Source organism: Oleisolibacter albus (assembly GCF_003336875.1).
In the GTDB taxonomy this organism is placed as follows: domain Bacteria; phylum Pseudomonadota; class Alphaproteobacteria; order Azospirillales; family Azospirillaceae; genus Niveispirillum; species Niveispirillum album.
This window is the reverse complement of record NZ_QGNJ01000018.1, coordinates 14,776-29,669: the sequence shown is the minus strand read 5'-3', so window position 1 is coordinate 29,669 and position 14,894 is coordinate 14,776. Positions and strand designations below refer to the sequence as shown.

Sequence of the window (14,894 nt, the reverse complement as noted above, 5' to 3'; positions counted from 1 at the left end):
CAGGGTCAGGTCCCTGTTCTTCACGCCTCGACGTCGGCGGCACCGGCCGCCCAGAGTTTCGCATCGGTCACGGTGACCTGGCCGGCCAGCGCCAGCAGCCGCGGCTTGTCCGGCAGGTGCGGACCGATCCGCCCCAGCTTGCCGGCGGCGAAGGCCGTGGCCAGCCGCGCCGTGTCCGGCAGGGACAGGCCGGCGCCCAGCCCGGCCACCAGACCCGCCACCATGGCGTCACCGGCGCCGACGGTGCTGGGGGCCTGCGTCGGCGGCAGGCCGGCATGCACCGCTCCGGCCCCGGTCAGGAACAGGGCGCCGCCCGCGCCCAGCGAGACCACCACCAGCCCGATGCCCCGTGCGCGCAGGCGGGCGGCGGCATCCAGCAGGTCGGCGCGGCCGGTCAGCGGCCGGCCGATCCAGGCCTCCAGCTCGTGCCGGTTGGGTTTGACGCAGGTCGGCAGCGTGGGGGCGGCCAGGGCCGTGGCCAGGGGCTGCCCGCTGGCATCCAGCACCACCCGCGCACCGGCGGCGGCCAGTGCCGCCACCAGCTCGGCATAGATCCCGTCCGCCACCCCGGCCGGAAGGCTGCCGGCCAGCACCACCAGGCTGTCGGGTGCCGTGAGGGCGGCCATCTGCCGCCGCAGCGTGTCCAGGGTGGCGTCGTCCAGCGTCAGGCCGGGCAGGTTGATGTCGGTGGTGGTGCCATCGGCGTCCACCAGCTTGATGTTGGTGCGGGTGCTGCCGCCCTGGCGCAGGAAGCGGTCGCCGATGCCTTTGGCGGCGAACAGGGCCTCGAACGGACCCGCATTGTCTGCGCCCAGGACGCCGGTGGCGACGACGGGCACACCCCAGTCGGCCAGACAGCTGGCGACGTTGACGCCCTTGCCGCCGGCATTCTGCTGCACGCCCAGTGCCCGGTTCACGCTGCCGTGCGTCAGCCGCTCCAGGCTGATGGTCTGGTCGATGGCCGGGTTCAGGGTCAGGGTGACGACGGCGCGGGTCATGGGGTCGCTCCATCCAGGGCGCGCACGTCGGCGGCGGTTTCCAGCTCCAGGGCGCGCCGGGCCAGATCCTGCAACGTGGCCAGATCGGCGCCGCGCAGCCGCGCCTTCACCGCCGGCACGTCGCGCGGCGTCATCGACAGCTCTTGCACACCCAGGCCGGTCAGCAGGGCCGCGCCGAACGGATCGCCGGCGATGCCGCCGCAGACGCCGACCCAGCGCTGGTGGCGGGCGGCGCCGTCCACGGTCTGCCGGATCAGGCGCAGCACGGCCGGGTGCAGGCTGTCCGCCTCCGGCGCCAGCTCCGGATTCTGCCGGTCGATGGCCAGGGCGTACTGGGTCAGGTCGTTGGTGCCGATGGAGAAGAAATCCACATGCCGGGCCAGGATGTCGGCCTGGATGGCGGCCGCGGGCACCTCGATCATGATGCCCAGCGGCACGGCCGGCGCCCCCAGCTCGGTGCGGATGCGCTCGCAGGTCGCACGCAGGGCCAGCACCTCCGGGACCGAGGTGATCATGGGGAACATGATCGACAGCTCGCCACCGACATCGCGGGCGGTGCGGTAGAGGGCGCGCAGCTGCGGCTCCAGCAGGTCGTTGCGCCGCAGCAGCAGGCGGGCGCCGCGCACGCCCAGGAACGGGTTCTGCTCCTGCGGCAGGTTCAGATGCGCCACCTGCTTGTCGCCGCCGATGTCGAGCGCCCGCACGATCAGCGGGCGTCCGTCCAGGGCGTGCAGCATGGCGCCATAGGTGGCGTACTGCTCATCCTCGTCCGGCGTTTCGCCCCGCTCCAGGAACAGGAACTCGGTGCGCATCAGCCCGACGCCCTCGGCGCCCTGCGACAGGGCGAAGGCCGCCTGATCCGGCAGGTTGATGTTGGCGCCGATGGCGACCGTATGACCATCGGCCGTGCGCGCCGGCAGGCTGCGCTGCTCCGCCTCGCGGGCGCGGACCTGCTGCTGCTCCTCGACCCAGCGCCGGGCAGCGGTCACGGCCTCCGCGGTCGGGCCGGGATAGAGGCGGCCGCCCTGGCCGTCCAGGATGGCAGGCGTCCCGTTCTCCAGGTCCAGCAGGGCCGCCCCGCCGGCCACCAGGGCCGGCAGGCCCAGCGTGCGCGCCAGGATGGCGGTGTGCGAGGTCGGGCCGCCCTGCGCCGTGGCCAGCCCGACCACGCGCGACAGGTCCAGCGCCGCCGTATCCGACGGCGACAGGTCGGTCGCCACCAGGATGGTCGGCTCGTCCGGCAGGTCCTGCAATCCGCCGCTGCGCAGGCTCGGGTCGATCTGGGCCAGGACCCGGCGCCCCACATCGCGCAGATCGGCGGCGCGCGCCGCCAGCACCGGGTTGCCCAGGGCCGAGAGCTGGGCCGCCATGCGCTCGATGCTTTCGTTCCAGGACCAGGCGACGCCGTGGCCCTCGACCATCAGCTGACAGGCCAGGGTGATCAGGTCGGTATCGTTCAGCAGCTCGGCCTGGGCCTTGAAGATCCCGGCCTCCGACGGACCCAGCCGGCGCGCGGTGTCGTCGGCCAGGGCCTTCAGCTGCAGCCGCGTGGCCGTCAGCGCCTGATCCAGCTGGACGCCCCCCTCGGTCAGAGGCACGGGATGGTCCGGCACCCGCGTTTCCGCCGGTGTCAGCACGCGGACGGTGCCGATGGCGACGCCCGGTGCCGCGCCGATGCCGGCGATGGCCACCGGCGCGCCGGGGGGCGACCAGCCGCCCGCGGCCGGCTTGCTGCGCTGGGCGGCCAGGGCCGCGTCCCGCTGTTCCTGGGCCGACAGCCCGGTCATGACCGTCTTCAGCTTGGCCAGGGCTGCGGCGGCATCGCTGCCCTCGGCGGACAGGGTGACCACATCGCCGGCGCGCAGGCCCAGCTGCAGCAGCGACACCAGATTCTTGGCGTCCGCCGCCTGGTCGCCGTGGCGCAGGCGGATGCGGGCGGAGAAGCCGCGCGCGGCCTCGACCCAGGCCGAGGCCGGGCGGGCATGCAGCCCGGCCGGATAGTCCACGGTCCAGTCGAAGCGCTGGGCCAGATCACCGGCCGGCGTGCCCGGCGCCGGGGCGGCGCTGCCATCCTCGGTCAGGGCGGCGATCAGTCGGTCGGGGTCGTCGGTGGTGAACAGCTGCTCCAGTGTGGCGTCGTCCTGCAGCAGGCGGGTCAGACGGCGCAGCAGGGTGATGTGGGCGTCGGACTGGGCGGCGATGGCCACCACCAGCCGGGCCACCTGGCCGGGGTTCCATTCCAGCCCGTCTGGCACCTGCAGCACGGCGATGCCGTTGCGGCGGACCAGGCCGCGATCCTCGCCGAGGCCGTGGGGGATGACGACGCCATGGCCCAGGAAGGTGTTGGCCACGGCTTCGCGGCGGCGCATGCTGTCTTCATAGCCGGGCTCGACACAGCCGCCGGCAATCAGCATCTGGGCCGCCTGACGGATGGCGTCCTCTTTATCGGTCGGGGTGACCCGCAGGCGGATCAGCTCTCGGGTCAGCAGGTCGCTGGCTGCAGCGGCGCACATGGCAGACGTCTCCCGGACAGTCTCTTGTTGAAGGAACTGAAAACGTTTTCAGTCTTCCTGTCAAAGTTTTTTTCGGAACCTGCGGCAATCTATCAGCAAGGGAGGCTTGCAACCGGCATGAAAGCTGGAGGAAGGTGGTGAAAGGAGCCGTCAAGGCTGCTGGAAACGTTTTCCTGGACCCCTGCCCATGATTGCCCGCCCATGACCGTCAGCATCAAGGATGTCGCCCGTGCCGCCGGGGTATCGCCGGCCACCGTGTCGCGCGTTCTGGGCAACGGCCCGGTCAGTGCGGCGCTGCGCGAACAGGTGGAGGCGGCCATCCGGGCCACCGGCTACCGCCCGAATCTTTCCGCCCGCCGGCTGCGCTCACAGCACAGCCAGACCATTGGACTGGTGGTGGCCGATATCCGCAACCCCTTTTTCACCTCGGTGGCGCGGGCGGTGGAAACGGTGGCCTATGACGCCGGCATGCGGGTCATCCTCTGCAACACCGACGAGGACCCGGCACGGGAGGCCATGTATCTGCGCCTGATGCAGGAGGAGCGGGTCACCGGCCTGATCTTCGCCCCCACCCGTGTCGGCGCCGACACCCTGCGGCGGCAGCCGGTGGACGTGCCGGCGGTGCTGATCGACCGCACCGGCCCGGCCGGTCTGTTCGATGCCGTGGTGTTGGACAATCGTGGCGCGGCCCAGGCTCTGGTCGACCATCTGGTCGAACGCGGTTATCGCCGCATCGGCGGCCTGTTCGGTGCCACCAGCAGCACCGGCCTGGAACGGCAGGAGGGGTATCTGGCGGCCATGGCCCGCCACGGGCTGACGCCCGCCGTCCGGTTCGTGCCGCCCCAGGCGGAAGTGTCGGAGCCGGCGGTGCGGGACTGGCTGGGGCAGGCGGACCGGCCGGAGGCGCTGGTCACCAGCAACAGCCTGTTGCTGGCCGGGGCGGTGCGGGTCGCGCGCGGGCTGGGGCTGCGCATCCCCGCCGATCTGGCCCTGGCCGGCTTCGACAACGAACCCTGGACCGGTCTGGTCGATCCGGGCCTGACCGTCATCGAGCAGCCGACGGAAGAGATGGGGCGCCAGGCCATGCAGCTGCTGTTCGACCGGCTGCACCAGCCCGACGCCGCCGTCCGCACCGTGGTGCTCAGCGGCCGCTGCGTCCTGCGGGACTCGACGGCGGCGCGATCGGCGGTGACTGCATCGGCGGTGGCTGCATCGGCGTCATAGGCCACTGCGACGCCGGGGACAGTCCGGCAGACACCGGAATTTCCGCGTCATTCCGCCCGGCCGGTCAAGGTCCGGGGGCGGCGGGAGGGGTGGATGTTGATCCCCCTCAGTGATCGCCCAGAAGATGCTCGATCTCGGTGACCAGGCGGCCGGCCACGGTGATGGACTGGTGCAGGTCATCCTGCGCCATGCCCTGGTGCGGTTCGGTGTTGGCGGGGAAGGAGTCCGAGCGGCAGAGGCGCTGGCCGGTGGCGCAGACCATGACTTCGTAGCTGCGCGGGTCCTCATTGAAGAAGCAGGTGGATTCGAAGCCTTTGGCGTCGATCTCGCTCCACATCACGGTCTTGCTCATGGGGGCACTCCGTTGGGGCGCGCCGTTGGTCGGGGCGCATCGGCGAAGCAGTCTCCGGGTGCCGTGCGGCACCCGGAGACGGGAGGCGGGGATCAGGCGGCCGGGACAACCAGCGTCGGGCCGGTCGGCTCCACGCTGCCGGGCTGCTCCACATAGGCGCGGCCATAGTAGCTGTCGAGCAGCAGCTGCTTGATCTCGCTGACCAGCGGATAGCGCGGGTTGGCGCCGGTGCACTGGTCGTCGAAGGCGGCTTCGGCCAGGGTGTCGAGCTTGGCCAGGAAGGCCGCCTCCGGCACGCCGGCCGCCTGGATCGACGCCGGGATGTCCAGCGTGCGCTTCAGGTCGTCCACCCACTCGATCAGCTTCTCCACCCGCTCATGGTCGCGGCTGCCGCCCAGATTGAGGTGACGGGCGACCTGGGCATAGCGGGCAACGCTCTTCGGCCGGTCATACTGGCTGAAGGCGGTCTGCTTGGTCGGGATGTCCACCGCGTTGTAGCGGATGACATTGGAGATCAGCAGGGCGTTGGCCACACCGTGCGGCAGGTGGAACTCGGCCCCCAGCTTGTGCGCCATGGAATGGCACACGCCCAGGAAGGCGTTGGCGAAGGCGATGCCGGCCATGGCGGCGGCATTGTGGACCAGCTCGCGGGCCTTGGGGTCCTTGGCGCCGTTCTCATAGGCGGAGGGCAGGTTCTCCTTCAGCAGCTTCAGGGCCTGCAGGGCCTGGCCGTCGGTGTACTCGTTGGCCAGCACCGAGACATAGGCCTCCAGCGCATGGGTCACGGCGTCGATGCCGCCGGCGGCGGTCAGCGACTTCGGCATGTTCATCACCAGATTGGCGTCGATGATGGCCATGTCCGGGGTCAGGGCATAGTCGGCGATCGGGTACTTGATGCCCGTCGTCTCGTCGGTGACCACGGCGAACGGGGTCACTTCCGACCCGGTGCCCGAGGTGGTCGGCACGGCCACGAAGGACGCCTTCACCCCCAGCTTCGGGAACTTGTAGATGCGCTTGCGGATATCCATGAAGCGCAGGGCCAGATCCTCGAACGCCACATCCGGCGCCTCGTACATGACCCACATGATCTTGGCCGCGTCCATCGGCGAGCCGCCGCCCAGGGCCAGGATGACGTCGGGCTTGAAGGCGTTGGCCAGGGCCACACCCTTGCGCACCACCGCCAGGGTCGGGTCGGCATTGACCTCGAAGAAGGTCTCCACCTCCATGCCCAGCCCCTTCAGCACCGCCACCGTCTCATTGACGTGGCCGTTGTCGTAGAGGAAGCGGTCGGTGACGATCAGGCAGCGCTTCTTGCCGCGCAGATCCTCCAGGGCGAAGGGCAGGCAGCCCCGGCGGAAATAGATGGATTTCGGGAGCTTGTGCCAGAGCATGTTCTCGGCTCGCTTCGCCACGGTCTTGCGGTTGATCAGGTGCTGCGGGCCGACATTCTCGGAGATCGAGTTGCCGCCCCACGAGCCGCAGCCCAGGGTCAGCGACGGCGCCAGGCGGAAATTGTAGAGATCGCCGATGCCGCCCTGGGACGAGGGCGTGTTGATGAGGATGCGCGCCGTCTTCATCATGGCGCCGAAGTGGCGGACGCGATCGTCCCGCTGGTCCTGGTCGGTGTAGAGGGCCGAGGTGTGGCCGATGCCGCCCAGCGCCACCAGCGCCGCCGCCTTCTCGCAGGCTTCCTTGAAATCCTTGGCGCGGTAGAGCGCCAGGGTCGGCGACAGCTTCTCGTGGGCGAAGGCCTCGGTATCGTCGATATGCTCGACTTCGCCGATCAGCACCTTGGTGTAGCCCGGCACGGTGATGCCGGCCAGGGCGGCGATGCCACAGGCGGACTGGCCGACGATGTCGGCGTTCAGATGCCCGTTGATCATCAGCACCTTGCGCACGGCCGCGGCCTCGTCGGCCGACAGGATGTAGCCGCCATGCTTGGAGAAGCGGTCGCGCACGGCCTCATAGACCGAGTCCACGACCACCGCCGACTGCTCCGAGGCGCAGACCACGCCGTTGTCGAAGGTCTTCGACATCAGGATGGAGGCCACGGCCCGCTTGATGTCGGCGTATTCGTCGATGACGGCCGGGGTGTTGCCGGCGCCGACGCCGATGGCCGGCTTGCCCGAGGAATAGGCGGCCTTGACCATGCCCGGACCGCCGGTGGCCAGGATCAGGTTGATGTCCGGGTGCCGCATGACGGCGTTGGACAGTTCCACCGACGGCTGGTCGATCCAGCCGATGATGTCGGCCGGGGCGCCGGCATCGACGGCGGCCTGCAGCACCAGGCGTGCCGCCTCGCAGGTGGCCTTGCGGGCGCGCGGGTGCGGGGAGATCACCAGGCCGTTGCGGGTCTTCAGGGCGATCAGCGCCTTGAAGATGGCGGTGGAGGTCGGGTTGGTGGTCGGCACGATGGCGCAGATCAGCCCCACCGGCTCGGCGATGGTGACGATGCCGGCCTCGTCATCCACCTCCAGCACGCCACAGGTCTTCTCGTCCTTGTACTTGTTGTAGATGTACTCGGACGCGAAGTGGTTCTTGATCACCTTGTCTTCCATCACGCCCATGCCGGTTTCCGCCACGGCCAGCTTGGCCAGGGGAATGCGGGCGTTGGCCGCCGCCAGGGCGGCGTTGCGGAAGATCAGGTCCACCTGTTCCTGGGAGAAGCCAGCATAGATCCGCTGCGCCTCCTTGACCCGTGCGATCAGCTCGTTCAGCGCCGCGGGCGTGGACACGGTCATGTGTGTGGTCCTTTCAGTCGGGGATGGCCCTGGGGGCGCATCCGGTGCCGAGATCCGCGGGCGCCGGGCGCCCGCGGCAGAGGGGGATGTCCGGTCGTGGCTTACCGGGCAGCCAGGGATTTTCCGGCCGAGCCGAGGTCGGCGAAGGCTTCATCCATGCGGGTGATGATGCCCAGCTCGCCGTCGCGCAGCCATTTGCGGGGGTCGTAGATCTTCTTGAACGGCTTGCCGGTCTGCGGGCAGATCTGGTGCTTGAAGGCGTCCGGGTTCTTGAACACGGCGGCACCGATGGCCGAGGCGAAGGCGAACTGCGTGTCGGTGTCGATGTTCATCTTGAACACGCCATAGCTCACGGCCGCGGCGATCTTGTCCTTCTCCGAGCCGGAACCGCCATGGAACACCAGGGCCAGGGGCTTCTCGCCGCCGCCATGGGTCTTCGACACCAGCGCCTGCGAGGCCTTCAGGATCTCCGGCCGCAGCTTGACATTGCCCGGCGCGTAGACGCCATGGACATTGCCGAAGGAGGCCGCGACGGAGAAATGGCCGATCGGCGCCAGCATCTCATAGGCGCGCAGCACATCCTCGGGCTGGGTGTAGAGGGAGGCGTTCTCGGCGCTGTCCAGATCCTCGCTGCCGACCCCGTCCTCCTCGCCGCCGGTGACGCCCAGTTCGATCTCCAGGCTCATGCCCATGGGCGCCAGCCGCTTCAGGATGCGGGCGGATTCGTGCAGGTTCTCCTCCAGCGGCTCCTCCGACAGGTCCAGCATGTGCGAGCTGAACAGGGGGCGGCCGGTGGCGCGGAAATGCTCCTCGCTGTGCCCGATCATGCCCTCGACCCAGGGGATCAGGGTCTTGGCGGCGTGGTCGGTGTGCATGATGACGCAGACGCCATACTGCTTGGCCAGCAGATGCACATGCTGGGCGGCCGACACGGCGCCCAGGATGCGGGCGTTCAGCCCGTCCTTCAGCCCTTCGCCGGCGTAGAACTTGGCACCGCCATTGGACAGCTGGATGATGACGTCGGACTGGTTCTTGGCGGCCGCCTCCAGGACGGCGTTGATGGTGTTGGTGCCGACCACGTTGACGGCCGGCAGGGCGTAGCCGCCCTCCTGGCACGCGGCAACCAGGGTCCGGTATTCCTCGCCCGTAACCACGCCCGGCTTCAGTGTTGCCATAGTTCCTGCTCCTTGCGCCTGCTTGTCTGTCCTGAAGGCCCGGCCCGACTGCCGCACCCGGCCCGTTTACGCGGGCAGTCCCCGACCTGTACGGGGCCTGCCGTTCAAGCGCTGGTTCTGACGCCAGCCAATCCGTTGCCGTCGGGGCGTGCCCCGCCGGGACCCTCTGGTCCGCCGCCCTGGGTGCGGAAAACCGGCCCGACCGTGGCACCTCGCTCCGTCGGGGGCGATCCTCGCCCCGGCCCGGATCGGGTTCTCAACAGCCGGCCAGCGCCCTCCTTACCATCGGTCTCGCAGCGCTAACACTGATACAGGTCAGTTCTTATATCGGAATGCAGGGTGCTTTTGCGACCGAACAAATGGGGTGTCTGGGCTGGAGGTCCTGTATTTTCTGGCTTTTCCGCTGGTTTTCCGCCGGCCGGACCCGGTGGCGCAGCGCTATGGTCCCAGGCATTCCTGAAACGCAATTACACGATTTTCGTGGCCCGGTGTGCGGCGGAAACGGCGCAGATGCGGGCGTTTCCCGCCGTCGGCATGACGGCCGGCCCTATTGGCGCGATAGTTTGCCGCAGGTGGAACGCGGGAGTCCAGCGGCAGCCGGCGGGCGCCGTGCCTGGGCGGCCCGGACCCTGGGGGCCGGGGGGCGATGCGGGATGTGGGCCGGCGCGGCAGCGGGCGGTCAGTGGATGAACTTCACCGCGACGAAGCCGCCGACCAGCAGCAGCACGAACACGGTGGTGACCAGGGTCAGCCGTTCCTCGACGAAGGCCCGGATCGGCGCGCCGAACTTCCACAGCAGCGCCGCCACCAGGAAGAAGCGGACACTGCGTGAGATGATCGCGGCGCCGGCGAATTCCAGCAGGTCGAAATGCAGCGCCCCGCTGGCGATGGTCAGCAGCTTGAACGGGATCGGGGTCATGCCCTTGATCATGATGACCCAGGCCCCGTACTGGTCGAAATAGCTGCGCATGCTGTCATAGGTCGGCATCAGCCCATAGGCCTCGAACACGGCCCGGCCGATGCCGTCGAACAGGAAATAGCCGATGGCATAGCCGGCAAAGCCGCCGATGACCGAGGACAGCGTACAGACCAGGGCCAGCATGAAGGCGCGCTGCCGGCAGGCCATGATCAGCGGGATCAGCATCACATCCGGCGGAATCGGGAAGAAGCTGCTCTCGGCGAAGCTGATGGCCGCAAGAACCCAGACGGCGCGCGGATGCGCGGCCATACGCATGGTCCAGTCATAGAGCGGGCGGATCACGGAGGGCAGCCTTTCCCGGCAGAGGCGGATGAAAACCGCGGCTGCTGTACCAGCTTCGCCGCCCCCTCGGCAAGGACCGGCCAAGCCGATCCCGGATTGCAACAGCCGCGCCCCTCTCTCGGGCGTTGACGATGACACCGGTTACCTATAGCGTCTGTCCACCGGTGTCATTCCCTGCCGCATGGACGGGGTCGAGGCGCCGGCCAAGGCCGGGGCCGCGCTGGCGCGCCGGCACAGCACGTTGGACCAACCAACGCGAAAGACATGGGGAGGACATGACGGCGGCCGCAGAGCAATCACGCCCGGACACCGCCCGCATCGGGCGGTTTCGTTGGATCATCGTCGCGCTTCTGTTCGTGGCGATGGGCATCAACTATGTCGATCGGCAGATGATCGGGGTGTTGAAGCCCACCCTGTCGCGGGAGTTCGGCTGGACGGAAACCGACTATGCCAACATCATCTTCTGGTTCCAGGCCTCCTATGCGCTGGCCTATGTGGCCTTCGGCCGGGTCGTGGACCGGATCGGTGCCAAGTGGGGCTACGCCCTGGCCTTCACCATCTGGACCGTGGGCCATTTCCTGCATGCGGGGGCGCGGTCGCTGACCGGTTTCATCGCCGCCCGCATGATCCTCGGCATCGGGGAGGGCGGGGGATTCCCCGGCGGGCTGAAGGCCGTGGCCGAGTGGTTCCCCAAGAAGGAGCGTGCCTATGCCACGGGCCTGTTCAATGCCGGCACCAATATCGGCGCCATCGCCACCCCGCTGATCGTTCCCGCCATCACCCTGGCCTATGGCTGGGAGATGGCGTTCATCATCACCGGTCTTGCCAGCCTCGTCTGGCTGCCCGTGTGGCTGCTGGTCTACCGCACGCCACAGGAGCATCCCCGCGTCGGGGCCGGGGAGCTGCGCTACATCGAGAGCGATCCCCCCGATCCGGTCCAGCACATCAGCTGGTGGGTGCTGCTGCGCAGGCGAGAGACCTGGGCCTATGCCATCGGCAAGTTCATGATCGATCCGATCTGGTGGATGTTCCTGTTCTGGCTGCCGGATTTCCTGGGCAAGCGGCATGGTCTCGATCTCAAGACCTTCGGCATTCCGCTGGTCATCATCTATCTGCTGTCCGATGTGGGCAGCATCGCCGGGGGCTGGCTGTCCTCCCGCTTGATGAAGCGGGGCATGGGCCTGAACAGGGCGCGCAAATCGGCCATGTTCGTCTGCGCCCTCTGTGCCGTTCCGGTGGGGTTCGCGGCCTTCGCCGACCAGCTCTGGGTGGCGGTGGCCATCATCGGTCTGGCCACGGCGGCGCATCAGGGCTTTTCCGCCAATCTCTACACCCTGCCGTCCGACGTGTTCCCGCGTGCCGCGGTCGGGTCGGTCGCCGGCATCGGCGGCATGGTCGGGGCCATCGGCGGCATGGTCATGGCCAAATATGCCGGCTGGGTGCTGGACCGGATCGGGACCTACACGCCGATCTTCGTCGTCGCCGCATCGGCCTATCTCATCGCCCTGCTGGCGGTGCATCTGCTGACGCCCCGCTATGCCCCGGTTGATCTGGCGCGGAAATAGCCGTGGCCCGCTGTGCCCGATCCCGTCTTCCCCGCGGCGCCGGCGGGCCTGCGCCGGCGTTCAGGCGGGGAAGGTCAGGATGAAGCGGGTTCCCGGCACGGCATCCTCGGTCTCCAGCGTGCCCTGCACCTGGGCCGTCAGGCCGCGCACCAGGGTCATGCCCATCCCGGTGCGGACGCCGGAGCCCCGGGCGTCCGGCAGTCCGATGCCGTCATCGGCCACGGTCAGCCGGAGTCCGGCGGGAACCGCCTCCAGCCGGACCGACAGCTGGCCCGTCCGCCCATCCGGGAAGGCGTGTTTCAGGGCGTTCAGCAGCAGTTCCGTGGTCAGCAGACCGATGGCGGAGGCACGGCCCGCTTCCAGCCGCAGGCCCTCGGCAGCGACAACCGACGCCCGGCAGGTCCCGTCCGGCGCCACGGCCGCCAGCAGATCCTCGGTAAGCACGCGCAGATAGAGCCCCAGATCCACCGGTCCGAGATCGTTTCGCGTGGCCTCGAACAGGCGGCGATGGACCAGGGCCATGGACTGGATGCGATCCACGGTCGTCTCGACCACGGCTCTCGCCTGGCTGTCCGCGATGGTGCGGGCCTGCAGGGTCAGCAGCCCTTGCAGCAGCTGGAAGCTGTTCATGACCCGGTGCCCCATCTCATGGGCGACCAGGGCGTTGCGGCGCGCCTGTTCCAGGGCGGTGCGCAGATCCTGTTCGGCGCGCTTCTCCGCGTCGATATCGATGATGGCGCTGATGGCCCCGGTGATCTGGCCATTGCGGCTGTGCAGCGGCACGGCCATGACCCGGGTCCAGACCTCCTCATCGGCGCTGCGCTGGAAGCGGAAATCGATGCCGGGGACCACATGCTCCCCCCGCAAGGCGCGGGCGCCGGGGAAGTCCGTGGCCTCCAGCCTGGACCCATCGGCGTCCATGGCCTGCCAGCGCGGTGCCACGCGCGGATCGGTGGAGGGGATGTTGTCGCTGATGTAGCGGTGCATGGCGGTGTTGGTCCGGATCAGCCGGCCATCCTTCCCGATGACCGCCACGCCCACCGGCAGGCTGTCGATGACGGTGGTCAGAAGATGTTCGCGTTCCTCGCGTTCTTCCTCCGCCTTGTAACGGGCGACCAGCAGAGCCGCCGTGTGCGCCAGCAGGTCGAGCGCATCGCGCTCGTCCGGGTCCGCGGTCCGCGGCGCATCGAAGTAGGTCGTCAGCACGCCCAGGGTGCGGTCACCGCTGCCGCGCAGCGGCGTCGCCCAGCAGGCCCGGATGCCATGGGCGGCCAGAAGGTCCAGATAGGGCGCGCACAGCGGGTCGGCATGGACATCGGGAATGATGACCTGCATCCCGGTATGGGCGGCGGTCCCGCAGGAGGGGACGTGCAGGCCGATGGGGAACCCGTCAATGGCCTCGGTATAGGTGGGCGGCAGCCCGGCGGCAGCCCGCAGCCACAGCTTCTTTCCCGGCGCATCGGACAGCAGGATGGCCGCGCGTCCGCCCAGATGTGTGGCCGCGGCCTCGGCAAGAAGCGTCAGCACGTCGGCCAGGGGAACCCCGCTGACGGCCTGTTCCAGGGCCTGTTTCTGCGATGCAAGGAGGCGGGCCGAGCGTTGCGCCCGGCTGTCATCCTGGCCGTCCTTGCGGAGCGCACTGGTCACTGCGCATTTTCCCTTACCAAGCTCACCGGGCCGGCGGAGCGTCGCTGCCGTCCCATGACTATAGGGGCATGGGCACGCCTTGTCCTGTGGCGTCTGTTGGCCCCAGAGTTCCGGCCGTGTCCGGCTTCATGACCCGGATCGGCCGGTGTGGCCACGGGACGAAGTGCGGCGTGGCCTCGGCGGCCCTGGCCGGGCATATCTTGGCCTCACCCTTCCCGAATCCTGGAGAATTGTCCCATGCGCCATGCTCCCTTCGGTCCGACCGGCCGTGCCGTTCCCGTCATCGGCCAGGGCACCTGGCATCTGGATGAGGATGACCGGGCGGCGGCGGTCGCCGCCCTGCGCAAGGGCCTGGACTGCGGCATGACCCACATCGACACGGCCGAGATGTATGGCGAGGCCGAGCCGCTGGTGGCCGAGGCCATCGCCGGCCGCCGGGACGAGGTGTTCCTGGTGTCCAAGGTCCTGCCCACCAATGCCTCGCGCCGCGGCACCATGGCCGCCTGCGAGCGCTCCCTGGCCCGGCTGCGCACCGACCGGCTGGATTGTTACCTGCTGCACTGGCGCGGCGCCTATCCGCTGGCGGAGACCATCGCCGCCTTGGAGGATCTGCGGACACAGGGCAAGATCCTGTCCTGGGGCGTCAGCAACTTCGACGAGGGCGACCTGGCCGAGGCGCTGTCCCTCGCCGGGCCGGGCCGCATCGCCTGCAACCAGGTGCTGTATCATCTGCAGGAGCGGGCAATCGAGCATGCCGTCATCCCGTGGTGCCAGCGCCACGGCGTGGCCGTCGTCGCCTACAGCCCCTTCGGCAGCGGCGATTTCCCCGATGCCGGCAGTGCTGGCGGCCGGGTGCTGGCCGGGATCGCCGCCGCCCACGGCGTCAGCCCGCGCCAGGTGGCCCTGGCGGCCCTGACCCGGACACCCGCGGTCTTCGCCATTCCCAAGACCGGCCGGGCCGGGCATGCCGCCGACAATGCCGCGGCCGGATCGCTGGTGCTGTCCGCGGACGAGCTGGCCCGCATCGATGCCGCCTTCCCGCGCGGCCCCAGGCCCCGCTATCTCCCGATGATTTAGACGGGCGTCCGCAAACCGGTCATCACGGTGCCTCGATCGCGGCGACAGGCTGCCGGATTGCGGGGGCAGGGTTTGCTCCTGGGCCGGTTCCGGTTTCGTCGCCGGCCCGTTTCCAGGGTGGAGGATCCCATGCGCCGCTGGACCGGACTTCTGTCGACTATTGCCGTTGCCGCGGTGGCCCTGGCGGCCGCCGTGCCGGCATCCGCCCGTGACCGCGACGATGACCGGCACGATCAACGCCGCATCGCCCGTGAGTATCACGACCTGCAACGTCAGCGGGCGGAGCTCGGTCGCGCCTATGCCTAGCGCGACCGTGCCCTCTGGTCTGGCGATTATCACGG

At 69.3% G+C, this 14,894-nt stretch carries 11 protein-coding genes; 4 read left to right on the top strand and 7 right to left on the bottom strand.

Annotation, left to right across the window (positions count from 1 at the left end; translation table 11 throughout):
- Positions 1–20: 20 nt before the first annotated feature.
- The gene (pfkB, locus tag DK368_RS18865) at positions 21–998 is read right to left on the bottom strand and encodes a 1-phosphofructokinase (RefSeq protein ID WP_114395537.1); all 978 of its coding nucleotides are present in this window, start codon (positions 996–998) and stop codon (positions 21–23) included.
- Positions 995–3,511, bottom strand: coding sequence for a phosphoenolpyruvate--protein phosphotransferase (gene ptsP / locus DK368_RS18860; protein ID WP_114395536.1), 2,517 nt, complete (start codon positions 3,509–3,511; stop codon positions 995–997). Before ptsP ends, pfkB begins: the two co-directional genes overlap by 4 nt.
- A gap of 201 nt (positions 3,512–3,712) precedes the next feature.
- On the opposite strand from ptsP, the gene DK368_RS18855 reads away from it, so the two are divergent.
- On the top strand, positions 3,713–4,735 hold the full coding sequence (locus tag DK368_RS18855; RefSeq protein WP_114395535.1) for a LacI family DNA-binding transcriptional regulator: 1,023 nt from the start codon (positions 3,713–3,715) through the stop codon (positions 4,733–4,735).
- Positions 4,736–4,841: 106 nt separating this feature from the next.
- Here the strand turns inward: DK368_RS18855 and DK368_RS18850 are convergent, their stop codons facing one another.
- From DK368_RS18850 to DK368_RS18830, 4 genes are all read right to left on the bottom strand, one after another.
- Entirely contained in the window at positions 4,842–5,087 is a 246-nt protein-coding gene (locus DK368_RS18850; RefSeq protein ID WP_114395534.1) for a hypothetical protein, read from the bottom strand.
- A 92-nt stretch (positions 5,088–5,179) separates the two neighbouring features.
- Positions 5,180–7,882, bottom strand: coding sequence for a bifunctional acetaldehyde-CoA/alcohol dehydrogenase (gene adhE, locus DK368_RS18845; RefSeq protein ID WP_275668539.1), 2,703 nt, complete (start codon positions 7,880–7,882; stop codon positions 5,180–5,182).
- A gap of 47 nt (positions 7,883–7,929) precedes the next feature.
- On the bottom strand, positions 7,930–9,003 hold the full coding sequence (gene fbaA / locus DK368_RS18840) for a class II fructose-bisphosphate aldolase (protein WP_114395532.1): 1,074 nt from the start codon (positions 9,001–9,003) through the stop codon (positions 7,930–7,932).
- Between the two features lie 679 nt (positions 9,004–9,682).
- Positions 9,683–10,264 (bottom strand): YqaA family protein, encoded by a 582-nt coding sequence (locus DK368_RS18830; RefSeq protein WP_114395530.1) that lies wholly within the window; start codon positions 10,262–10,264, stop codon positions 9,683–9,685.
- A gap of 275 nt (positions 10,265–10,539) precedes the next feature.
- Between DK368_RS18830 and DK368_RS18825 the strand changes: the two genes are divergently transcribed.
- Positions 10,540–11,829, top strand: coding sequence for an MFS transporter (locus tag DK368_RS18825; protein ID WP_114395529.1), 1,290 nt, complete (start codon positions 10,540–10,542; stop codon positions 11,827–11,829).
- 60 nt (positions 11,830–11,889) lie between these two features.
- Here the strand turns inward: DK368_RS18825 and DK368_RS18820 are convergent, their stop codons facing one another.
- Positions 11,890–13,476, bottom strand: a complete 1,587-nt coding sequence (locus DK368_RS18820; protein ID WP_114395528.1) for a sensor histidine kinase — start codon at positions 13,474–13,476, stop codon at positions 11,890–11,892.
- Between the two features lie 237 nt (positions 13,477–13,713).
- On the opposite strand from DK368_RS18820, the gene DK368_RS18815 reads away from it, so the two are divergent.
- Both DK368_RS18815 and DK368_RS21515 read left to right on the top strand, forming a co-directional pair.
- Positions 13,714–14,553: an aldo/keto reductase gene (locus DK368_RS18815; RefSeq protein ID WP_114395527.1), complete on the top strand. Its 840-nt coding sequence runs from the start codon at positions 13,714–13,716 to the stop codon at positions 14,551–14,553.
- Positions 14,554–14,682: 129 nt separating this feature from the next.
- Positions 14,683–14,859 carry a hypothetical protein gene (locus tag DK368_RS21515; RefSeq protein ID WP_155524635.1) on the top strand — a complete coding sequence of 59 codons (177 nt, stop codon included), beginning with the start codon at positions 14,683–14,685 and terminating at the stop codon, positions 14,857–14,859.
- Positions 14,860–14,894: the final 35 nt, after the last annotated feature.

What these genes read in the sequence shown, in the direction of transcription:
- DK368_RS18850 (WP_114395534.1), bottom strand. Translation starts at nt 5,087, where the DNA reads ATGAGCAAGACCGTGATGTGGAGCGAGATCGACGCCAAAGGCTTCGAA.
- fbaA (WP_114395532.1), bottom strand. Translation starts at nt 9,003, where the DNA reads ATGGCAACACTGAAGCCGGGCGTGGTTACGGGCGAGGAATACCGGACC.
- pfkB (WP_114395537.1), bottom strand. Translation starts at nt 998, where the DNA reads ATGACCCGCGCCGTCGTCACCCTGACCCTGAACCCGGCCATCGACCAG.
- ptsP (WP_114395536.1), bottom strand. Translation starts at nt 3,511, where the DNA reads ATGTGCGCCGCTGCAGCCAGCGACCTGCTGACCCGAGAGCTGATCCGC.
- DK368_RS18825 (WP_114395529.1), top strand. Translation starts at nt 10,540, where the DNA reads ATGACGGCGGCCGCAGAGCAATCACGCCCGGACACCGCCCGCATCGGG.
- DK368_RS21515 (WP_155524635.1), top strand. Translation starts at nt 14,683, where the DNA reads ATGCGCCGCTGGACCGGACTTCTGTCGACTATTGCCGTTGCCGCGGTG.
- DK368_RS18815 (WP_114395527.1), top strand. Translation starts at nt 13,714, where the DNA reads ATGCGCCATGCTCCCTTCGGTCCGACCGGCCGTGCCGTTCCCGTCATC.
- DK368_RS18855 (WP_114395535.1), top strand. Translation starts at nt 3,713, where the DNA reads ATGACCGTCAGCATCAAGGATGTCGCCCGTGCCGCCGGGGTATCGCCG.